The sequence below is a fragment of the Janthinobacterium sp. GW821-FHT03A03 genome, from assembly GCF_059421435.1.
This window is the reverse complement of the sequence record NZ_JBWKUZ010000009.1, coordinates 1-20782: the sequence shown is the minus strand read 5'-3', so window position 1 is coordinate 20782 and position 20782 is coordinate 1. Positions and strand designations below refer to the sequence as shown.

The 20782-nt window shown below is 66.6% G+C and carries 23 protein-coding genes; 12 read left to right on the top strand and 11 right to left on the bottom strand.

Annotated elements, in window-relative coordinates:
- The first annotated feature begins 14 nt into the window (after positions 1-14).
- The 4 genes from yfiB to AC07VI_RS17570 all read left to right on the top strand — a co-directional run bounded on the left by yfiB (position 15) and on the right by AC07VI_RS17570 (position 2352).
- Positions 15-524, top strand: coding sequence for an outer membrane lipoprotein YfiB (yfiB, locus tag AC07VI_RS17585; protein ID WP_086146383.1), 510 nt, complete (start codon positions 15-17; stop codon positions 522-524).
- Positions 525-556: 32 nt separating this feature from the next.
- A complete protein-coding gene (locus tag AC07VI_RS17580; protein ID WP_492996294.1) occupies positions 557-1027 on the top strand; it encodes a gluconokinase in 471 nt (156 codons plus the stop codon).
- 66 nt (positions 1028-1093) lie between these two features.
- Positions 1094-1411: a DUF3144 domain-containing protein gene (locus tag AC07VI_RS17575; protein ID WP_086146384.1), complete on the top strand. Its 318-nt coding sequence runs from the start codon at positions 1094-1096 to the stop codon at positions 1409-1411.
- Complete coding sequence (locus AC07VI_RS17570; protein ID WP_157792435.1) at positions 1411-2352, top strand: acyl-CoA desaturase; 942 nt, start codon at positions 1411-1413, stop codon at positions 2350-2352. Before AC07VI_RS17575 ends, AC07VI_RS17570 begins: the two co-directional genes overlap by 1 nt.
- Here AC07VI_RS17570 and AC07VI_RS17565 read toward each other — a convergent pair.
- The 5 genes from AC07VI_RS17565 to AC07VI_RS17545 all read right to left on the bottom strand — a co-directional run bounded on the left by AC07VI_RS17565 (position 2325) and on the right by AC07VI_RS17545 (position 7501).
- The gene (locus AC07VI_RS17565; protein ID WP_099375746.1) at positions 2325-2867 is read right to left on the bottom strand and encodes a gamma carbonic anhydrase family protein; all 543 of its coding nucleotides are present in this window, start codon (positions 2865-2867) and stop codon (positions 2325-2327) included. The genes AC07VI_RS17570 and AC07VI_RS17565 overlap by 28 nt on opposite strands.
- A gap of 35 nt (positions 2868-2902) precedes the next feature.
- Positions 2903-3646: a CPBP family intramembrane glutamic endopeptidase gene (locus AC07VI_RS17560; RefSeq protein WP_086146386.1), complete on the bottom strand. Its 744-nt coding sequence runs from the start codon at positions 3644-3646 to the stop codon at positions 2903-2905.
- A gap of 98 nt (positions 3647-3744) precedes the next feature.
- Positions 3745-4887, bottom strand: a complete 1143-nt coding sequence (locus AC07VI_RS17555) for a benzoate/H(+) symporter BenE family transporter (protein WP_492993544.1) — start codon at positions 4885-4887, stop codon at positions 3745-3747.
- 188 nt (positions 4888-5075) lie between these two features.
- Positions 5076-6545 (bottom strand): MocR-like pyridoxine biosynthesis transcription factor PdxR, encoded by a 1470-nt coding sequence (gene pdxR / locus AC07VI_RS17550; RefSeq protein WP_492993542.1) that lies wholly within the window; start codon positions 6543-6545, stop codon positions 5076-5078.
- A complete protein-coding gene (locus AC07VI_RS17545) occupies positions 6542-7501 on the bottom strand; it encodes a hypothetical protein (protein ID WP_492993540.1) in 960 nt (319 codons plus the stop codon). Before AC07VI_RS17545 ends, pdxR begins: the two co-directional genes overlap by 4 nt.
- Before the next feature lie 158 nt (positions 7502-7659).
- Between AC07VI_RS17545 and AC07VI_RS17540 the strand changes: the two genes are divergently transcribed.
- Positions 7660-8115 carry an META domain-containing protein gene (locus AC07VI_RS17540; RefSeq protein ID WP_086146390.1) on the top strand — a complete coding sequence of 152 codons (456 nt, stop codon included), beginning with the start codon at positions 7660-7662 and terminating at the stop codon, positions 8113-8115.
- Between the two features lie 55 nt (positions 8116-8170).
- Positions 8171-8911, top strand: a complete 741-nt coding sequence (locus AC07VI_RS17535; protein ID WP_099375681.1) for an HAD-IA family hydrolase — start codon at positions 8171-8173, stop codon at positions 8909-8911.
- Here the strand turns inward: AC07VI_RS17535 and AC07VI_RS17530 are convergent.
- From AC07VI_RS17530 to ssuE, 5 genes are read right to left on the bottom strand one after another with little or no spacing between them, the layout of a single operon-like run.
- Positions 8853-9698 carry an ATP-binding cassette domain-containing protein gene (locus tag AC07VI_RS17530; protein WP_086146392.1) on the bottom strand — a complete coding sequence of 282 codons (846 nt, stop codon included), beginning with the start codon at positions 9696-9698 and terminating at the stop codon, positions 8853-8855. The genes AC07VI_RS17535 and AC07VI_RS17530 overlap by 59 nt on opposite strands.
- A gap of 14 nt (positions 9699-9712) precedes the next feature.
- Positions 9713-10507, bottom strand: a complete 795-nt coding sequence (ssuC, locus tag AC07VI_RS17525; protein WP_086146393.1) for an aliphatic sulfonate ABC transporter permease SsuC — start codon at positions 10505-10507, stop codon at positions 9713-9715.
- A gap of 1 nt (position 10508) precedes the next feature.
- Complete coding sequence (ssuD, locus tag AC07VI_RS17520) at positions 10509-11669, bottom strand: FMNH2-dependent alkanesulfonate monooxygenase (RefSeq protein ID WP_086146394.1); 1161 nt, start codon at positions 11667-11669, stop codon at positions 10509-10511.
- Positions 11670-11681: 12 nt separating this feature from the next.
- Positions 11682-12692 carry a sulfonate ABC transporter substrate-binding protein gene (locus tag AC07VI_RS17515; protein ID WP_172404776.1) on the bottom strand — a complete coding sequence of 337 codons (1011 nt, stop codon included), beginning with the start codon at positions 12690-12692 and terminating at the stop codon, positions 11682-11684.
- 25 nt (positions 12693-12717) lie between these two features.
- Positions 12718-13338: an NADPH-dependent FMN reductase gene (gene ssuE, locus AC07VI_RS17510; protein ID WP_492993536.1), complete on the bottom strand. Its 621-nt coding sequence runs from the start codon at positions 13336-13338 to the stop codon at positions 12718-12720.
- A 256-nt stretch (positions 13339-13594) separates the two neighbouring features.
- On the opposite strand from ssuE, the gene AC07VI_RS17505 reads away from it, so the two are divergent.
- The 6 genes from AC07VI_RS17505 (at position 13595) to AC07VI_RS17480 (ending at position 19422) form a co-directional block, all read left to right on the top strand.
- Positions 13595-14809, top strand: a complete 1215-nt coding sequence (locus AC07VI_RS17505; protein WP_099375677.1) for an acyl-CoA dehydrogenase family protein — start codon at positions 13595-13597, stop codon at positions 14807-14809.
- A gap of 21 nt (positions 14810-14830) precedes the next feature.
- Positions 14831-15658 carry a MetQ/NlpA family ABC transporter substrate-binding protein gene (locus AC07VI_RS17500; protein ID WP_086146396.1) on the top strand — a complete coding sequence of 276 codons (828 nt, stop codon included), beginning with the start codon at positions 14831-14833 and terminating at the stop codon, positions 15656-15658.
- 3 nt (positions 15659-15661) lie between these two features.
- Positions 15662-17053 (top strand): LLM class flavin-dependent oxidoreductase, encoded by a 1392-nt coding sequence (locus tag AC07VI_RS17495; protein WP_099375676.1) that lies wholly within the window; start codon positions 15662-15664, stop codon positions 17051-17053.
- A gap of 65 nt (positions 17054-17118) precedes the next feature.
- Positions 17119-17901 (top strand): hypothetical protein, encoded by a 783-nt coding sequence (locus AC07VI_RS17490; RefSeq protein ID WP_492993533.1) that lies wholly within the window; start codon positions 17119-17121, stop codon positions 17899-17901.
- Between the two features lie 65 nt (positions 17902-17966).
- Entirely contained in the window at positions 17967-18869 is a 903-nt protein-coding gene (bla, locus tag AC07VI_RS17485; RefSeq protein WP_172404777.1) for a subclass B3 metallo-beta-lactamase, read from the top strand.
- A gap of 73 nt (positions 18870-18942) precedes the next feature.
- Positions 18943-19422 carry an META domain-containing protein gene (locus tag AC07VI_RS17480; protein ID WP_086146399.1) on the top strand — a complete coding sequence of 160 codons (480 nt, stop codon included), beginning with the start codon at positions 18943-18945 and terminating at the stop codon, positions 19420-19422.
- Positions 19423-19559: 137 nt separating this feature from the next.
- Here AC07VI_RS17480 and epsC read toward each other — a convergent pair whose 3' ends face one another.
- The gene (epsC, locus tag AC07VI_RS17475) at positions 19560-20498 is read right to left on the bottom strand and encodes a serine O-acetyltransferase EpsC (protein ID WP_099419904.1); all 939 of its coding nucleotides are present in this window, start codon (positions 20496-20498) and stop codon (positions 19560-19562) included.
- Positions 20499-20782: the final 284 nt, after the last annotated feature.

Sequence of the window (20782 nt, the reverse complement as noted above, 5' to 3'; positions counted from 1 at the left end):
CAAGGAGCTACACCATGCAATTCCTCTACAAGCAACTACGCCTCGGCTTTCTCGGCCCCGTCATCCTGATGCTGGGCCTGCTGGCCGCCTGCCAGAGCGCGCCTGAAAAGAAAGCGCCGTTCAATGCCGACCAGATCGCCACCCTGACGGAGCAAGGCTTCGTGCAAACGGATGACGGCTGGGAACTGAGCTTTACCGACAAGCTGCTGTTCGATTTCGGCGCTTCCAGCCTGACGGCGCCAAGCCGGGCCGCCATCCAGAAAATCAGCGCCGCCCTGCTGAAAGTGGGCATCACGCACATGCGCGTGGAAGGCCATACGGACAACGAAGGCGCCGAAGTGCTGAACAACAAGCTGTCGCTGGCGCGCGCCAACGTGGTGGCCGATGCCATGGGCGTGGCCGGCATTCCACGCGGCAATATCGTCGTCAAGGGCCTGGGCATGAGCAAGCCCGTCGCCTCGAACGCCACCAAGGCGGGCCAGGCGGAAAACCGCCGCGTCACCGTCATCGTCTCGGCACCGTGAACGTGGGGGCGCCCGCCGTGCGCTGGGTCGTGATGGGCGTGTCCGGCTGCGGCAAGAGCGCCGTCGGCAGCCTGCTGGCCGCTGCCTTGCACGTGCCGTACGTGGAAGGCGACGACGTGCATCCCCCGGAAAACGTGGCCAAGATGGCGGCCGGCATCCCGCTTGACGATGCCGACCGGGCCGGCTGGCTGGCCGCCTTGCGCGAGCACATCGCCACGGCCCGCGCCCAGGGCGGCGGCCTGGTCGTCTCCTGCTCGGCCCTGAAGCGCGCCTACCGCGACCTGCTGCGCGAAGGCGACCCGGCCCTGCGCTTTGCCCACCTGGACGGGCCGCGCGAGTTGCTGGCGCGCCGCATGCAGCGGCCCGGCCATTTCATGCCGCCCAGCCTGCTCGACAGCCAGCTGGCCACCCTGCAGCCTTTGCTGCCGGACGAAGCCGGCATCGTGCTCGACATCCGCCAGCCGCTGGCCATGCTCGTGGAACAAATCCGGCAAGCATCCTGACAGGCGCGCGGCTGGACAGCCCGCGGCACGCTGTGTAGACTGGCGCGCACTTTCATGAGGGATTTTATGACCACACCAACCACCAAACCAGCACCGGGCCCGGAATTCTGGGAACGCGCCGACCAGGTCATCGCCCTGGCCAATGAACAATGCATGCACAGCGGCGGCAATGAAGTGGCCACCTCGCTGTTGTACGCGGCCGCCCGCTTCAACGCCTTCCTCGTCGCCAGCAAGAGCAATGACGTAGCAAAAATGCAACAAGAAAAGGAAGGCGCCGTGGCCTTCTTTACGGAACAGTACAAGCGCATGCTGACCGACAACTTCAACGACTACATCACCAACTTCGACAAGTACACGCAACCGTCGTCGGCCCCCAAGGCCTGATGCCGACGGCCGGCCTGGCCAGCCACCGCGCCCGCGCCACGCACGCCGACAGCGTGCTCAATGGTTCAGTACGCCATGCGCCTTTGCCATCGCTGTGGCTGACGCTCATGCTGGCCGGCGCCGTCAGCGGCGCCCTGTTCTTCTTCAGCTGGAGCGGCCTGCTGCTGTTTGCGGCCGGCACGGCCATCGTCCTGCTGTTCGGCCATTCGCTGGGCAGCCACCGCAAGCTGATCCACAACAGCTTTGAATGCCCGCAATGGCTGGAATACCTGCTCGTGTATCTGGGCGTGCTGGTGGGCCTCAGCGGCCCGCTGGGCCTGCTGCGCCAGCACGAGCTGCGCGACTACGCCCAGCGCCTGTCCGACTGCCACCCCTACCTGCGCCACGGCGCCGGCTTCTGGCGCGATGCCTGGTGGCAACTGTTTTGCCGCCTGGACCTCGACCACCCGCCGCACATCGCCATCGAGCCGCGCATCGCGCGCGACCGCTTCTATCGTTTCCTGGAATCAACCTGGATGCTGCAGCAACTGCCGTGGGCCGTGCTGTGCTTCGTCTGGGGCGGCTGGGGTTTTGTCTGCTGGGGCGTCTGCGCCAGGGTCAGCGCCGGCGTGCTCGGCCACTGGCTGATCGGCTACTTCGCCCACAACCATGGGCGCATGCATTTTCATGTCGACGGGGCCGCCGTGCAAGGGAGAAACATCCGCCTGACGTCGCTGCTGACCATGGGCGAATGCTGGCACAACAACCACCACGCCTATCCCGGCTCGGCCAGGCTGGGCCTGCTGCCGGGCGAATGGGACCCGGGCTGGTGGGCGCTGCTGCTCTTGCGGCGCCTGGGCCTGGTGTCCGCCCTGCGCCTGCCGCAAGACCTGGCGCCGCGGCCGGAACTGCGCCGCCTTGATGGCGCTGGCGGTCAGGCGTCGTCGCCGCCGGCCAGGTAATTGTTCTTGACGCGCACATAGTGCTCGGCCGAATAGCGCAGGTAGGCAATCTCCGCCTCGGTTAGCGGGCGCACCTTGGCGGCGGGACGGCCCACGTACAGATGGCCGCTTTCCAGCACCTTGCCGGGTGACACCAGGCTGCCCGCGCCCAGCATCACGTGCTTTTCCACCACCACGTCATCCATGACGATGCTGCCCATGCCGATCAGGCATTCGTCGCCAATCGTGCAGCCGTGCAAGATCACGGAATGGCCTATGGTCACGTACTTGCCGATGGTCAAGGGTGAACCATCAGGCTTGGCCGCATTCTTGTGCGACACATGGCCCATGGAAAAGTCCTGGATGTTGCTGCCTTCGCCGATGACGATGCGGTTGACGTCGCCGCGCAGCACGCTGTTGCACCAGATGGAACAGTCGTCGCCGATCTGCACATCGCCGATCACTTGCGCCGTGTCATGCAGGTAGACGCTGGCGCCCAGCACGGGGCGGGTATTCAGGTAGGAACTGACAGGCATCGCTTTCTCGCTTTTCATTATTGATTAATAAACATTTACACCCAGCCGGCCGCCAGCGCAAAAATCGCCAGGCCGTGCGCCAGCGCTGCGCCCAGCAAGCCGGCACGGCAATATACCAGCCCCGCCACCACGCCCTCGATCACGGTAAAGACGAGGATGGGCGCGCCCACCTGCGTGACGGTGGTGGCGAGAAAAGCGTGGCACAGGCCGAACAGCAGGCCCGACACGAGCGCCGCGCGCCACGCCGGCAGCCAGGCACGCAATTGCTGCTGCAGCAAGCCGCGGAACAGCAATTCTTCATAACAGTTGGCCGCCAGCGCAAAACCCAGCAGCAAGGGCAGCGCGGACGGCGCCACGGGCGCCAGCGACGGCAGGCCGAACACGGCTTTCAAGCCCGTTGCCAGCGCAACGATCACGCACGCACCCGCCACGCCCAGCAATACGGACAGGGCTGGCCGCAGGCCGACCCAGCGGACCTGGCGGCGCGCCTCACTTTCCAGCCAGCAAGTACTTGCCACCAGCCCCAGCGATAGCGCGCCCAGCGCCAGCAAGACCGGCGGTGGCGCCGTGAAGCGCAAGCCGCCCGCCGCCACCTGCCAGTAGCCGTGCGCCGTCATCGCGTCGCGCGCCAGCACGAAAAACAGGATGTGCACGAGCACGCGCAGCAGCGGCACCGCGCGTGGCGCAGTACGTGGCAAGGCCAGCAGCAAGGCGGCGCAGACGAGGAAGGCGGGCGTGATCGCCAGCAAATACGGCGCCAGGGAAGACAAGTCGGCCATCGTTCACGGTAAGGAAAAATACGGTGCCAACGGGCACGGGCGCAGCAATTGTATGCGGAGGCAGGAAAAATGGGCGGAAAATCGCCCATCGTCCCCCATCAGTGCGCCGCAGGCTTGCGCCAGCCATGGATCACCATGTGCGCCGCCAGGCCCGCCGCCAGCCCCCACAGGGCGCCGCCCACGCCCTGCAGGGTCACGTTCGCCGCCGTGGCGAGGAAGGTGATCAGGGCAGTCTCGCGCGTGCGCACGTCCGCCATCGCCTGTGCCAGGCTGTTGCCGATGGCGCCGAGCAGGGCCAGGCCCGCCAGCGCCGTAATAAAACTGCGCGGCAAGACCATGAACAGGCTGGCCAGGGTCACGCCAAAGATGCCCACGAGGATATACAGCACGCCGCAGGCCAGCCCCGCGACATAGCGTTTCGACGGCTCCGCATGCGCATCCTTGCCCGTGCAGATGGCGGCCGTGATGGCGGCCACGTTGAAGGCGTGCGCGCCGAACGGCGCCATGAGCAGCGAGCCGAGTCCCGTCGCCGTCAGGATGGGATTGGCGCTGAGCTGGTAACCGTCATTGCGCAGCACCAGCATGCCCGGCATGTACTGGCCCGTCAGCGTGATCAGGAACAGCGGCAGCGCCACGCCCAGCAGCGACGCCACGGAAAAGCGCGGCATCTGCAGCACGGGCGCGGCCAGGGCCAGCTCGATGCCCTGCGCATCGATGCGCCCCTGCGCCAGCAGCAGGACCAGGCCGATCAGCATGATGCCGACCACGGCGTAGCGGGCCGTAAAGCGGCGCAGCACGGCGTACGACAGCAGCAATACCACCACCAGCAGCGGGTCGGCGCTGGCGCCGCCGAAGGCGTTCACGCCAAACTGCAGCAGGATACCGGCCAGCAAGCCGGCGGCAATACCGCCGGGAATCAGCCGCACGAGGCGCTCGAAGGCGCCGGACATGCCCAGCACGATGAAGGCGAGCGCGGACGCCATGTAGGCGCCGATCACCTCGGCATACGGCGTGTGCGGCATGACGGTGGCCAGGAAGGCCACGCCGGGCGTGGACCAGGCCGTGATGACGGGCGCGCGGTAGCGGCAGCTGAGCCAGATGCCCGTCACGCCTACGCCGATGCTCAGCGACCAGACCCAGGACGCCGTCTGCGCGGCGCTCAGCTGGGCCAGTTGGGCCGCCTGGAACACCAGCACGAAGGTGCCGCCATAGTTGACGAGGACGGAGATGAAGGCCGCCATCGTGGGGGACGCGAGGTCTTGCCAGCGCAGCCTGTCCGGCACCCCTGCTGTTTTTGCACTTGTTGCGCTTGTTGCTCCTGTCGTCATGCGGATAGCCTCCCTTGCCAGTGAAAGGAGGCATCTTAAGACGCACATGGACTGCTCAGACAGTCCAATTCACCACCTCACGGCAGACCACATACATGGACTTACCCCAGCGCGCGGGCCAGGCCGATGATGCCGTTGTCGATCTCGTGCGGCGTGAGCGCCGCAAAACCCAGCAGCCAGCCGCCCCGCGCCGGCGGCTGCGCGTACAGGCGGCTCAGGCCCGGCAGCGCGATGCCTGCCCGGGCCGCCAGGCGTTGCGTGTGCAGCTCATCCCTGCCCTCGTGCAGCAGACAAGGCAGCTGCAAGCCGCCAGGCGGCAGCTGCGCCGTGACGACGTGCGGCAGATGCCGCTGCACGGCCTGCGCCATCGCGTCGCGGCGCACGGCATAGACCTTGCGCATGGCGCGCACATGGGCGGCGAAATGGCCATCGGCGATGAAACGGGCCAAGGTCAGCTGGTCCAGCTGCGGCGTGTGCCCGTCGAGGATGCTGCGCGCATGCGTCATCGGCTTGACGAGGGCCGGCGGCAGCACCATGTAGCCGATGCGCAGCCCCGGATACAGCGACTTGGCGAAGGTGCCCAGATATATGGTGCGCTGCCGCGTGTCGAGTCCCTGCACGCAGGCCGTCGGCAGGCCCGCGTAGTGAAACTGGCTGTCGTAATCATCCTCGATGATCCAGCCCTGGCGTTCCGCCGCCCAGGCAACCAGCTCCAGGCGGCGCTCCAGCGCCAGGGTGACGCCCGTCGGATACTGGTGCGACGGCGTCACATAGACCGTGTTGGCGCCGCTGCGGTCCGCGCGCAGGCTGGCGATGGACAAGCCGTGCGCATCGACTGGCACGGGCACGACCTGCAATTGCGCCATCTCGAAGGCCTTGCGCGCGCCGAAATAGCCTGGATCTTCCATCAATATCGGGCCATGCGCGTCGGCCAGCACCTGCGCGCACAGGTACAGGGCCTGGCGCGTGCTGCTCAGCACCAGCACCTGGTCCGCCGTGGCCCGCGCGCCCCGCTCCAGGTTGACATAGTCGGCGATGGCCTGGCGCAGCGGCTGCGCGCCTTGCGGCTCGCCGTGCAGCAGCACATGGTGTTCGCTGGCGGCCTGGCGCCGCAGGCGCTCCCACACGTCGGCGGGGAAAGCCCGCGTTTCCGGCAATCCCGTGGCAAACGCCTTCACGCTCTGCTGGTCGGCCACGCCGCCGCTGGCGAGAATCTGCGCGCCGCGCGCGCTGAGGGCCACCGGCTGGGTGCACGCGGGCTGGAATGCCGACGACGGCCTGCCCAGCAAGCTGGCCCCTATCGTCGCCGACACGAAACTGCCCGATCCCGCCTGCCGCTCGATATAGCCGTCCAGGCGCAGCTGCGCGTACGCCATTTCCACCGTGTCGCGCGACAGCCCCAGCGACTGCGCCAGCGCGCGCGTGGCGGGCAGCCGCAGGCCGGGCGCGAGCACGCCATCGAGTATCAGCTGGCGCAGCGCGCGCTGGACGCGCACGCGCAAGTCGAGCGCCGCCAGTTGCGGGGCGGCGATGCGCATTTTCAGGGTGTCGAGTTCGAGCTGCGGCGTCATGTGGCCTTCGGGATGGCGCTGGCAGCCGCCACGGCGGCCATGCTGCTGGCGTGCGAAAAGCCGTGCTGCTGCAGCACCGCCACCAGTTGCTCGCTGGCGCAGCCCAGGCGCAGGTTTTCCGCCACCCAGTCCTTCCAGGCGGCGCCGATTTCCGGCATCGCTTCCGGCGCCAGGGTGAGACCGAGTATGCACTGGGCCAGCAAGCCGTTGATGCGCTGCGTGTCGATCAGGTGCTGCACCACCGCGTGTCCCGAGTGCGGATACGGGTGCAGGGTGCAGCGGCCGAAGGCGGCCAGGCGCTGCGCGTGCATGGCGTCGAGGTTGACCGATTCGCCGGCGCCGGCCGCGTCAGGCCGGGCCACGTCAGGCCGGGCCGCGTCAGGCCGCGTGCCGAATACCAGGTGGGTATGCGTACGCTGCGTCGCCCTGGCGCGGCACAGGGCGGCCAGGTCGTAGTAGCCGGACAGCGGCGGGTCCTGGGCCAGCGACTCCATCACGGGCAGCCAGCGCAGCTCATGGTACAAACGCGCCTGCTCCACGTCGAGAAAGGACAGCGGCCCGAAGGCGACGATCTGCTGCACCTCCAGCAGCAAGCCATACATGACGGCCGCATACGCGCCCATGGACTGGCCGATGGTGGTGACATTACCCGGCGCGATGCGGCGCACCAGCTCGCGCAGCGCTTGCGCCGTTTCGTCGACATGGCTGCCCAGGCCTGCGATGCGCCGGTGATACCAGGCATTGGCCGAATCGCGCACGAGGATTTTGTTCAGGTGCTGTCCGCTGGCCTGTTCCAGCTTTTTCAGGCGGCCGAAAAAATCAAAGGCGGGACGCGTGGTCCATGAAACGAAGCCGAAGGCGATGACCAGCGGCGCGCCCGGCACGATATGGTCCACCAGCACGTCATCGCCGCTGGTGGCGACCAGTCGGTTATTGAGCAATTGGGCTTGCTGCATCACTTCGGCTCCCCGTGACAGGATAAAAAGGCATAAAGCATGAGTTTAATGCCAATACTGCCTAAATGAAAAATAATCGCCGCTGCGCTGCCGTACCGGGGGACGGGCGGATAATCTGCTAGTCTGGCAGCCATCATCCACCTTCACGGGAGCATCCCATGCTGCATCGACTGAAACACCTGCCCCTGGCCGCCGCCATCGCCCTGGCCGCCGGCTGCGCCGGGACAGGCGACCATGCCGCTCCGGGCGACGCGCTGGCCCCCAGCTACAGCCTGACGAATACCTACTGGAAGCTGACGGAACTCGATGGCGCCAAGGTGGCGATGGCTCCCGGGCAGGAGCGCGAAGTGCGCATCACCCTGTCCGATGACGGCAAGGTCACCGGTTTTACGGGCTGCAACCGCGTCATGGGCGGCTATACGCTGGCCGGCACGGCCCTGCGCTTCACGCAGCTGGCCGGCACCCGCATGGCCTGCCCGCCGCCTTTGATGCAGCTGGAAAGCGCCGTGCTGGCCAACTTGAGCAGCGTGACGGGCTACCGTTTCGAAGGCGAATATCTGATCCTGCTCAAGGATGGCGCGCCCGTGGCCCGGTTTGAATCGGTCTACCTGTGAAATAAAAATCGACTGCCGTTACAATGGCTTCCAGCCCATCATCTGGAAGGAAGCCATGTCCGCCCTGCCCTCGCCGTCGCAGCAGCCACCGTTATCGCCGACGCCGCCCCGCGCCGCAGGCCGCTACCGCGCCCTGCTGTTCGACATGGACGGCACCGTCATCAATTCCATCGCCGCCGCCGAACGCATCTGGGGCACATGGGCGCAGCGCCAGGGCCTCGACGTGGCGGCCTTTCTGCCCACCATCCACGGCGCGCGCTCGGTCGACACCATCGCCAGGCTGCGCCTGCCCGGCGTCGACGCGCAACGCGAGTCGCAAGGCATCACGGATGCCGAGATCATCGACGTGGCGGGGATCATTGAAGTTGCCGGCGCACGGCGCCTCCTGCGGTCGCTGCCGCCGGCCCGGTGGGCCATCGTCACCTCGGCGCCGCGCGCGCTGGCCACCGCGCGCCTGCAGGCGGCCGGTATGCCCATTCCCGCCATCATGGTGACGGCGGAAGACGTCAAGGCCGGCAAACCCAGGCCGGATTGCTACCTGCTGGCGGCAGAAAAACTGGGCGTGGCGCCCGTTGACTGCCTGGTCTTCGAGGATGCGTCGGTCGGCATTGAGGCGGGCGAGGCGGCCGGCGCGCAGGTCATCGTCGTCACGGCCACGCATGCGCAACCGCTGGCCACGCGCCATCCGGCCATCGCCAATTACGAGGGCATCGTGGCGACGGTGGATCCGGACGGCTTTATCGTGCTGGCGCAGTTGCCTGCCCCTGCTGCGGCTGCAGCACGCGCGACAAGATAGCCTGCTCCAGCGCGGCAAAGGCCGCATGGCCGCGCTGGCGGGGGCGCGGCAAGTCCACCCGCGCGTCCAGCGTGATCTGGCCATCCTCGATCAGCAGCACGCGGTCGGCCAGGGCCACGGCTTCGGCCACGTCGTGCGTCACCAGCACGGCCGTAAAGCCGCGCGCCAGCCACAGCGATTCGATCAGCTGCTGCATTTCGATGCGCGTCAGGGCGTCGAGCGCGCCCAGCGGCTCGTCGAGCAACAGCAATTGCGGTTCGTGCACGAGGGCGCGCGCCAGCGCCACGCGCTGCTTCTGCCCGCCCGACAGGGCTGCCGGCCAGTCATCGGCCCGTTCTGCCAGGCCCACCGTCCACAGGGCGGCCGCCGCCGCGCCCACGGAGCGGGGCAAGCCCAAAGCCACGTTTTCCAGCACGGTTTTCCAAGGCAGCAGCCGCGCTTCCTGGAACATGATGCGGATATCGGGCGCGCCCACGCCGCTGCCGATGGCAACCATCCCTTCCGCGACGCTTTCCAGCCCCGCGATCGAGCGCAGCAAGGTGCTCTTGCCGCAGCCGCTGCGTCCCACGATGGCGACAAACTCGCCCGCTTCGAGCTGCAGGTCGACGTTGTTCAGCACGGAGCGTGCGCCATACGCCTTGCTCAATTGCGTCAATGCCAGCGGCACGCCGCGGCGCTGCAAAGGAGTTTGCGGGGCGCCCCTGGCCTGCGGCGGCGCGCTGGCGGGGTCGTACTGCACGAAATGGGACAGAAAATCCGTTTCAATCTGGATCGGTGCAAGCAGCATGGTGTCCTCTTCAATTATTGGCGGTAGGCGGGATTCCAGCGCAGGCAGCAGCGTTCCAGCCGGCGCGAAAGCAAATCGGCCAGCTTGCCCAGCAAGGCGTACAGCAAAATCCCCACCAGCACCACGTCCGTTTGCAAAAATTCGCGCGCATTCATGGTCATGTAGCCAATGCCGGCCTGCGCCGAGATGGTTTCGGCGACGATCAGCAGCACCCACACGAGGCCCAGCGAAAAGCGCACGCCGACCAGGATCGAGGGCATGGCGGCCGGCAGGATCACGTCGCGGTACAGGGGCCAGCCGGACAGGCCATAGCTTTTCGCCATTTCGATCAAACCCTGGTCGGCCGCGCGGATGCCGTGGAAGGTGTTCAGGTAGACGGGAAAGAACACGCCGACGGCCAGCAGAAACAGTTTCGCCGTCTCGTCGATGCCGAACCACAGGATCACCAGCGGAATCAGGGCCAGGGCCGGGATGTTGCGCACCATTTGCAAGGTCGTGTCGAGCAGGGTTTCCGCGTGGCGGAAGCTGCCCGTCAACAGCCCCAGCAGCAAGCCCAGTCCGGCGCCCACGGCGAAACCGACCGTGGCGCGCCACAAGCTCGTCTTCAGGTGCAGCCACAGCTCGCCCGACAGCGCCAGGTGCCAGAAGGCCTTCGCCACGGCCCATGGCTCGGGCAGGATGCGGCTCGACAGCCAGCCCCACTGCGCCGCCAGCTGCCAGGCCAGCAGCAGCGCCACGGGCAAGGCCCATGGCGCCAAGACATTGCGCCAGGGCGTGCCGGAAAGGCGCTTGACGGCAGCCGTCGCCATTTCAGGCCGCCTTTTTCTGCGGCGCGGCCGGCACGATATTGCTGGCCATGACTTCACCGAAAGGGCCGCTCAAGGACTGCTCACCCACGGTCTTGCCCTTGCCCAGCAGCGGAAATACCAGTTCGGCGAAACGGTACGACTCTTCCAGGTGCGGGTAACCGGAGAAAATGAAGGTGTCGATGCCCAGGTCCGCGTATTCCTGCATGCGCGCCACCACGGTCGGGCCGTCGCCGACCAGGGCCGTGCCCGCGCCGCCGCGCACCAGGCCCACGCCCGCCCAGAGATTGGGCGACACTTCGAGCTTGTCGCGCCGCCCGCCGTGCAGGGCCGCCATGCGCTGCTGGCCCACGGAATCCATCTTGCCGAACGCCGCCTGCGCCTTGGCGATGATGTCGTCGTCGAGGTGGCTGATCAGTTCATCGGCCGCGCGCCAGGCCGCCTCGTTGGTTTCGCGCACGATCACGTGCAATCGGATGCCGAAGCGCACCGTGCGTCCCCGCTTGGCGGCGCGCGCGCGGATGTCGGCGATTTTCTCGGCGACGGCGGCGGGCGGCTCGCCCCACGTCAGGTAGACGTCCATCTGCTCGGCCGCCAGCGCATGCGCCGGCTCCGACGAACCGCCGAAATACAGGGGCGGATACGGTTTCTGCACGGGCGGATACAAGGTTTTCGCGCCCTTCACCTGGATATGCTTGCCCTCGAAATCGTAGCCGGCAGCGCCGCCCTCGCCCGCCAGCGTGGCGCGCCACACCTTGATGAATTCATCGGAGATTTCATAGCGCTTGGCGTGGTCGGCAAACAGGCCGTCCGCTTCCAGCTCGCCCTGGTCGCCGCCCGTGACGACGTTGATCAGCAATCGCCCATTCGACAGGCGGTCAAAGGTGGACGCCATGCGCACGGCCAGGCCGGGCGTGGACAGGCCGGGCCGCACGGCCACGAGGAATTTGAGCTTTTGCGTCACGCTGATCAAGGATGACGCCACCACCCACGCGTCTTCGCAGGAGCGGCCCGTGGGCAGCAGCACGCCGTCGTAGCCAAGCGTGTCGGCGGCCACGGCCACCTGGCGCAAATAATCGGCGTCGACGGGACGCGCGCCCTGCGACGTGCCCAGGTAGCGGCTGTCGCCGTGGGTGGGGATAAACCAGAAGACATTCAATGACATGATATTTATTCCTTATTTTGCGCTGGTGGCCAGCTGGCGCGCCGGCAGCAGCGCGTCCTTGACAACGATCGGCTTCGGTATCAGCTTCAGGCTGGAAAAGGCATCGGCCACCCTTTGCTGCGAAGCGATGACGTCGACGGACACGGGTTTGACGCCATACGCATAGCGCGCGGCGGCCAGCGCCACCACATCCTTGCCCAGCCCGGTCTGCGCCGACAGGATCGTCGCCACCTCGTCCGGGTTGTTGCGGCCCCAGTCATCGACCTTGGCCACTTCGTCGAGCACGATGCGCAGGATCTCGGGATGCTTTTCCGCATACGTGCGCGACGCCAGATAAAACTGGTAGTTCGCCACCAGGCCCTTGCCGTCGGCCAGCACGCGCGCGCCCAGCTGCTTTTCGGCGGCCGCCAGGAACGGGTCCCAGATGGCCCAGGCATCCACGCTGCCCCGCTCGAAGGCGGCGCGCGCATCGGCCGGCGGCAGGAACACGGGCTGGATGTCGGCATACGCGACGCCGGCCTTTTCCAGCGCTTTCAACAGCAGGTAATGCACGTTCGAGCCCTTGTTCAGGGCGATTTTCTTGCCCTTCAAATCGGCCAGGGTGCGCAGGCCGGAACCCTTGGGCACGACGATGGCTTCGCTGGCGGGCGACGCCGGCTCATTGCCGACATATACCAGATTGGCGCCGGCCGCCTGGGCAAAGATTGGCGGCGCCTCGCCCACGGTGCCGAAATCGATGCTGCCCACGTTCAAGCCTTCCAGCAGCACGGGACCGGCTGGAAATTCCGTCCATTTCACGCCCACGCCCTGCTCGGCCAGGCGTTTTTCCAGCGTGCCGCGCCCCTTCAACAAGGTCAGGGTGCCGTATTTCTGGTAGCCAATACGCACCTGCACCTGTACTTCTCCCTTGGCCTGCGCCTGCGCCGTGGCCGGCATGCCGGCCGCCATCACGCCGGCAGCGGCGGCGAACAGCAGGCCCAGAGTGGTACGGCGCGAGAGGCGTTGTGCGTGGCGATGTGTCATGGCGGTTCCTTTGGTCGGTGAATAATCAGGCGGCTTGATACTGGGGGGCGTAAGGCTGGTCTTGCAGCGAACGCACGGGAGGCGGGACCTCTGCCGGTGCCGGCGGGCGCTGGCCCTCCAGCACGAACAGGCCGGCCACCACTTCCTCGACGCCGGCCTGCACGCGCGCGGCGATCGGCGTGTCCAGGCTCAGGCGCCGCTCTTCGTCCCACGCCAGTTGCTGCGCATTGGCATAGATGCTGGTGAACACCTGCCTGGCGCCCAGCGCATGCAGCACGGGGCGCAACGCGTAATCGAGCGCCAGGGTGTGGGCGTGGCCGCCGCCCGTGGCCAGCGGCAGTACCAGCTTGCCGGCCAGGCCATCCTGCGGCAGCAGGTCGAGAAAGGCTTTCAGCAAGCCTGTGTAGGACGCCTTGTAGATGGGCGTGGCGATCACGATGGCGTCGGCGTCGGCCACGGCGCGCACGGCGCGGGCGATCGCCGCGTCGTCATGGTCGGCCAGCAGCAGGGCGCGCGCCGGCAGGTCGCGCACATGCAGCCTGGCGCAGTTGTGGCCCCGCAGCGCCAGCTGCTCGCCAACATGCAGCAGCAAGCGGCTGGAACTCGATGGGAGTTGCGGGCTGCCGCCCAATAACAAGATGCTCATGTGGTGTCCGTCCCTGTGCGTGATCGATCAATTTGGCTACTCAAGATGCTTGCAGCCTATCGCCATCAGGGGCGCGTTAAAACGAATGCTTTCGCGCTTCCATATGCGTTTTTTGACTATCCGCGCCTGACGCCCCGCCAGCCGTGGCGCCGTCGCCGGCGCGGCTTTTTTCGCATATCCATGCGCGGTTTTCTTCGTGTACGGCGCACGCGGAGCGGTGCAATATCGGCTGCATCGTCTTTCTGGAATGTCACCCATGTCTAGCGTTTTTCTCCAGTCCGCCCGCTCCCGGGCCCCTGCCCAGCAAGCGCTGCAGGACGCCATCCACATCGCCACGTCGCTGGCCGCGCGCCTGGCCGAAACAGCCAATGCCCGCGACCAGGCCGGCGGTCACGCGGCCCGGGAACGCGAATGGCTGCGCGACTCGGGTCTTCTCACCTTGTCGATTCCCGTGGAATTCGGCGGCCAGGGCGCATCCTGGCCCCTCGTGTACCAGGTGATCCGCATCCTGGCGCGCGCCGACAGCGCGCTGGCGCATGTCTTCGGCTTCCACCATCTACAACTGGCCGGCTTGCAGCTGTACGGCAGCGCGCAGCAGCAGCGCCGCCTGCTCACCCTGACCGTGGACGAGCGCCTGTTCTGGGGCAATGCGCTCAATCCCCTCGACAAGCGGGTCGCGGCCAGCGACAGCGACAACGGCTATATCCTCGACGGCATCAAGAGCTTTTCTTCCGGCTCCGTCGGTTCCGACTGGCTGACCGTCTCCGCCTGGCATGCGCCCACGCAGACGGCGCTGATCGCCGCCCTGCCCACGCGCCAGGACGGCGTGACCGTGCAGGCGGACTGGGACGCTTTCGGCCAGCGCCAGACGGACAGCGGCAATGTCCGCTTTGAAGGAGTCGCCCTGCCGCAGGAGCTGGTGCTGCAGGCGCCCGCGCAGGCCGCCACGCCGCAAGCCACCGTGCGCTCGCAGATCGCGCAATTGATCATGACAAATTTATATCTGGGTATCGCCGAAGGCGCCTTCGAGGCGGCGCGCCGCTACACGGACGAACAGGCGAAAGCCTGGTTCGCCTCGGGCGTGGCCAGGGCTGCGGACGACCCTTTGATCCAGCACCGCTACGGCCAGCTATGGCTGCTGCTGCGCCCCGCGCAGGTGCTGGCCGATGGCGCGGCGCAGGAACTGGAAAAAGTGTTCCGCAAGGGCGCGCTGGTGACGGCGCGCGAACGGGGCTTGCTGGCCGTGGCCGTGGCCGAAGCCAAATGCCTGGCGCACAAGGCGGGCCTCGAAATCAGCAGCCAGATGTTCGAACTGACGGGCGCCCGTTCCACCTCGGCCCAATACGGCTTCGACCGCTATTGGCGCAACGTGCGCGTGCATACGCTGCACGACCCCATCGACTACAAGCTGCGCGACCTGGGACGCTTTGCCCTGACTGGCACGGTGCCCGAGCCGACCGCGTACTCATAATTTACCCACCAAGGAGCCACCATGACCATCGCCCGCCGCAGCATCGTCCTCACCGCCCTGACCCTGGCCTTGACAGCCAGCTTCGCCCACGCCAAGGACCCGAAAGACATCACCATCGGCACCAGCGCCGGGCCGTACGCGGACCAGATCAAGCTGGGCATCAAGCCTATCCTGGAGAAACAGGGCTACAAGGTCAAGCTGGTGGAATTCAACGACTACATCCAGCCGAACTTCGCGCTGGCCGAGGGTTCGCTGGACGCCAACGTCTTCCAGCACATCGTCTACCTGAAGAAGTTCGCGACCGAGCACAAGCTGGCCCTGACGGACCTGATCACGATCCCCACGGCGCCGATCGCCATCTACAGCAGGAAGCACAAGACGCTCGATGACGTGAGGGAAGGCACGACGGTGGGTTTGCCGAACGATCCGACCAACCAGGCGCGCGCGCTGGTGCTGCTCGATCAATTGGGCTGGATCAAGCTGCGCGCCAGCTTCGACCCCGTGCGCGCGTCGGAAAAGGATATCGCCGTCAACACGAAGAAAATCAAGCTGCTGCCGCTGGAAGCGGCGCAGCTGCCACGCTCGCTGGGCGACACCGATTACTCCTTCATCAACGGCAATTACGCGCTGGCCTCGGGGCTGAAACTGACGGATGCGCTGGTGGCCGAGAAAATCTCGCCCAACTACATCAACCTGGTGGCCATCCGCACGGCCGACAAGGACAAGCAGTTCGCCAGAGACCTGGCGGCCGCCTACCGCTCGCGCGAATTCCTCGACATCACCAATAAACACTTTGCCGGCTATTCAAAACCCGACTACCAGCAAGCCTTGCAGACGGCGGCCAAATAAGCCATGGCCAAGACGATACGCTTCAACGCATTCCAGATGAATACGGTAGGCCACCAGTCGCCGGGGCTGTGGACGCATGCGCGCGACCGCAGCCACCGCTACACCGATCCCGAACACTGGACGGAACTGGCGCGCCTGCTGGAGGCGGGCCTGTTCGACGCGGTATTCCTTGCCGACGTGCTGGGCGTGTATGACGTGTACCGGGGCAGCCTCGATGCGGCCCTGGAACACGGCGTGCAGGTGCCGCTGAACGACCCGCTGGCCCTCGTGCCCATCATGGCGCAGGCCACCACGCACCTGGGTTTCGGCGTCACCTGCGCCCTCACCTATGAGCACCCGTACACGTTCGCGCGGCGCATGTCCACGCTCGACCACCTGACGGGTGGGCGCATCGGCTGGAATATCGTCACGGGCTACCTCGATAGCGCGGCGCGCAACCTGGGCCTGAGCCAGCAGCTGGGCCACGACGAACGCTACGACCTGGCCGATGAATACCTGGAAGTCGTCTACAAGCTGTGGGAAAAAAGCTGGGACGACGACGCCGTCGTCAACGACAAGGCGCGCGCAATCTACGCCGATCCGGCCAAGGTACATCCGATCAACCATGCCGGGCGCCACTACCAGGTGCCCGGCATCCATTTGTGCGAACCGTCGCCGCAGCGCACGCCGCTGCTGTACCAGGCGGGCACCTCGCCGCGCGGCACGCGCTTCGCGGCGCGCCACGCGGAAGCCACGTTTGTCAGTGGCCCCAGCAAGACAGTCGTCAAGCGTTACGCGGACGACTTGCGCGCCGCCGTGCGGCAAAGCGGGCGCGATGGTGATGCGCTGCTGATCTATGCGCAGGCGCTGGTCATCACGGGCGCCACGGAAGCGCAAGCGCGCGCCAAACACGCCGACTATCTGCGCCATGTCAATATCGAGGCGGCGCTGGTGCTGCTGTCGGGCTGGACGGGCGTCGATTTCAGCCGCTATCCGCTCGACGCCACCATCGACTACATCGATTCCGAGGCGGGACGCTCGGCGCTGGCCTCGTTCAGCCAGGCCGACCCGGAACGCCGCTGGACAGTGCGCGAGGCGGCCGAATACATCGGCCTGGGCGGACGCGGCCCCGTACTGGTGGGCGATGCGCGCCAGGTGGCCGACCAGCTGGAAGCGTGGCTCGACGAAACGGGTATCGACGGGTTCAATCTTGCCTTCGCCGTGGCCCACGACAGCATGGCCGACGTGGTGGCCCACATCGTGCCGGAACTGCAGCGGCGCGGCCGCTACCGCACGCATTATGAAGAAGGCACCCTGCGCCACAAGGTCTTCGGCCGGGGCCCGCGCCTGCCGGCCGGTCACGCGGGACGGCTGGTCAGCATCGGGCCCGGCGAGGAGGCGCTGGCGGCGGCCTGACGGCGCCAGTGACAAGCGTTATCAATCATGTTAGCTTGTCATGTCAAAAACACACAGGCGACGACGTGCACCTCCTTTCCTTTCGCGGCAAGCGCCCTTCGACCTTGCTCTTCGCCCTCCTGGCCGCCAGCCATGCCGCGGTGCAAGCGGACGCGCCGGCCGAAACCGGCCAGTCCATCCACATCAACAGCATCCGCAATCCGGAACTGAAATCGTACCGCGTGATGGCGGCAGGTCTCGACGCCTTCGATGAATACCATGCGCTGGCGCCGCAAGCGCGCGAAGTGCGCTTCAGGCTGGTCGCGGGCAGCCGCGCGCCGGCAGACGCCATGCAGGACCTGACCTTGCGCATCGCCGGCAACGAAACCGCGATTGCCCTGCCCCTGGCCGCCGACGGCAGCTTCGTGCTGCCGCGCAGCGCGCAGGCCGACAGCGAAGACGCGGACCTGATCACGAACAAGAAAAAAGGCCATTACCGCTGGCAGCCCTCCGTCTACAGCGACGGCGTGCCGGCCAACATGCGCCGCCTGGGTGACTTGCGCCTGCAATGCCAGGTGATGATCGCCATCGCCAAGAAGGAGATTGCGTTCTGGGTACGGACCCTGGTCGGCACCTTGCTGCGCACCACCGACTGGTGCTCCTCCGAACAGCTCAAGCTGGGCGCCCGCAGCGATGTGCCCCTTGCCAGCGCCACCCTGCTCGCCGGCGAGCGCCGCGTGCCCCTGAAGGTGGAAAAAGAAGGCGCTTCCTTCGTCGCTCCCATCGGCGACACCAGCTATCCGGACGACACGCTGATCGAACTGCAGTACAGGAATGACGCCGCTGGCGGGCCGCCGGCGCCCCCGTGAACATTTGCCTCGGGCCCCGTTCCATGTCAGCATACGCCATCCTGGCACCACTGATAAGGACTGCAATGCCCCTCACACTCCCACGCACGCTGGCCATGACCACGCTGCTGGCCATCCCCGCCACGCTGGCGCTGGCGCAGGCGCCAGCCACGCCGCCGACACCGGGCTGCGACGTCTGCGCCGCCTGGAACGCGGACCAGGCGCCGTTCCGCATTTTCGGCAATACCTATTATGTGGGCGTCAAAGGCCTCAGTTCCGTGCTGGTGACGTCGCCCCAGGGTCACGTGCTGATCGACGGCGGCTTGCCGGAGTCGGCGCCCAAGATCATCGCCAATATCGACGCGCTGGGTTTCCGCATCGAGGACGTCAAGCTGATACTCAATTCGCACGGCCATATCGACCATGCGGGCGGCCTGGCCGAACTGCAGCGGCGCAGCAATGCGCTGGTGGCCGCCAGCCCTTCGGCGGCGCTGGACCTGGCGTCGGGCGAAGTGGGACCGGACGACCCGCAATACCATGCGCTGCCCAAGTACCCGCCCGTGACAGACATGCGTCTGGCGCGCGAAGGCGGCCAGTTCAACGTCGGCCCCATAGTCCTGACGGCGCACGCCACGCCGGGCCACACGCCCGGAGGCCTGAGCTGGACCTGGGAATCGTGCGACGGCCCCCGCTGCCTGAACATGGTCTACGCGGACAGCCTCAACGCCGTTTCTCGCCCCGGCTTCAGGTTCAGCGCCAGCAGCGAGTATCCGAATGCGGTGGACGACCTGCGCCGCAGCTTCGCAACCCTGGAAAAACTGCCCTGCGACGTACTCATCTCGGCCCACCCGGAAGCGTCGCAGCTGTGGGAGCGACTGGAAGCGAGCGTCACGGCCGGCAGCGAGGCCTTTGTCGACCAGCAGGCCTGCCGCGCCTACGTGGCGGCGGCGCGCGCCCTGCTCGAGGCGCGGCTGGAGCAGGAGCGGTAGACTTGTCAACCGTGCACGCCGGCGCGGCGCGTATCTGCTACGCTGGCGCCATTCATTTGAAGAAGGAAATGCCATGTTCAAGATCGCCAGACTGATTCCCCTCGCCGCCATCATCGCCATTACGGCCGGCTGCGCACAGACACCCGCGACCAGCGATGCGGCCGCCGCCGCGCCAGGCGCCACCTCGCCAGCCAGGCCGGCGCCGAAGCTGACGGGCACGCAGTGGAAGCTGAAGGAATTGAAGGGCAAGAAAGTCGCGCGCAAGGCGCCCGAGCAGCGCGACGTGACGCTGCTGCTGGCCGAAGGCCGCGCCAGCGGCCACAGCGGCTGCAACCAGATGATGGGCGGCTACACCAGCGACGGCGTCAGCACCCTGGCCTTCTCGCAGCTGGCCGGCACCATGATGATGTGCCAGCCGCAGGATATGGACCTCGAACGCGAACTGTTGACCACCCTGGGCGAAGTCAACGGCTACCGCTACGCCGACCAGGAACTGCTGCTGCTCAACGATGGCGTGCCCGTGGCCCGCTATGAGGCGCTGACGGTGAAGTAAGGTCTTTGCAAAGCCAGGCGCCACGCCCGGCTTGAAGAGTGCCCGAAAAACGTTCAGGGCAAGGCGCAGCGCCGCAGGCAGTGCGCTGGTACGGCCAGGCGCTGCAACGCCGCCATGGACGTTTTCTCGGCCACTCCTCAATCGTTGCGCATCTGCGCCTGCGATACATTGCTGTTCGCCGGCACGCTCTGCGTCAGCCACACATTCCCCCCGATGGTCGATCCCGCGCCGATGGTAATGCGCCCCAGCACCGTCGCGCCCGCGTATATCACCACATCGTCCTCGACGATGGGGTGGCGCGGCGTGCCCTTGATCAGCGCGCCGGCGGCGTCCGCGGGAAAACGCTTGGCGCCCAGCGTGACGGCCTGGTACAGGCGCACGCGCTGGCCGATGATGGCCGTCTCGCCGATCACCACGCCCGTGCCGTGGTCGATGAAGAAGGAGGCGCCGATGCGCGCGCCCGGATGGATGTCAATACCCGTCAAGGTGTGCGCGATATCGGCCACCAGGCGCGCCAGGAATGGCGCACCGAGCGCGTGCAGCTGGTGCGCCAGCCGGTGGTACAAGATGGCGATGGTGCCCGGATAGCACAGCATGATCTCGGCCACCGAGGTGGCGGCCGGGTCGCCCGCATAGGCGGCCTGCACGTCCGACACGAGCAGGGCGCGGATGTCGGGCAGGCTGGCGGCGAAGGCGCGCGTGATGTCGCGCGCCCGCTGCGCCAGGGCCGCATCGTCGCCGGCGCCGCCGTCGTCATCGCCGGCCGGAGCGGAAAACAGCAGGCCGCGCCGCACCTGCTCGCTGAGGCGGTTCAGGGTGGTGTTGAGCGTGTCGCCGACAAAATAGTCGATGCTTTCATCGGTCAGGTTCGGCCGTCCGTAATGCGTGGGGAACAGGGCCGCCGACAGGCCGTTGACGATGCTGGTCAGCGCTTCGCGCGACGGCAGTTCGCGCACCCTGCCGTTGTGGCGGATCTTGTGCTTGTCTTCGCGCGAGCTGCGCAAGGCCTGGATCACGGGCCCCAGGTTCCACTGGGCCGTGTCGTCGGCTGGCGCCGCGGGGTAAATACTGTGCATGGCGTGTCACTTCCAAAAAAACGGCAAACAGGCCGGGTCGCCCCAGCATAACGGCGGCGACAGGCAAAACAAACGAAGGAATTCAATGTTCGATATGCGAAAAACGCATATCGACGACCAACAAGGCCCGCGCCAGACCCGATTGTTGCCGCTAGCGTAAAATGACGGACTAACAAAAACACTGTTCAACATGACTAAATTATTAACCTGGATTTTGGCGGGCCTGGCCATGGTCGGACCGCTTGCCATCGACACCTATCTGCCGTCTTTCCCCGCCATCGTGC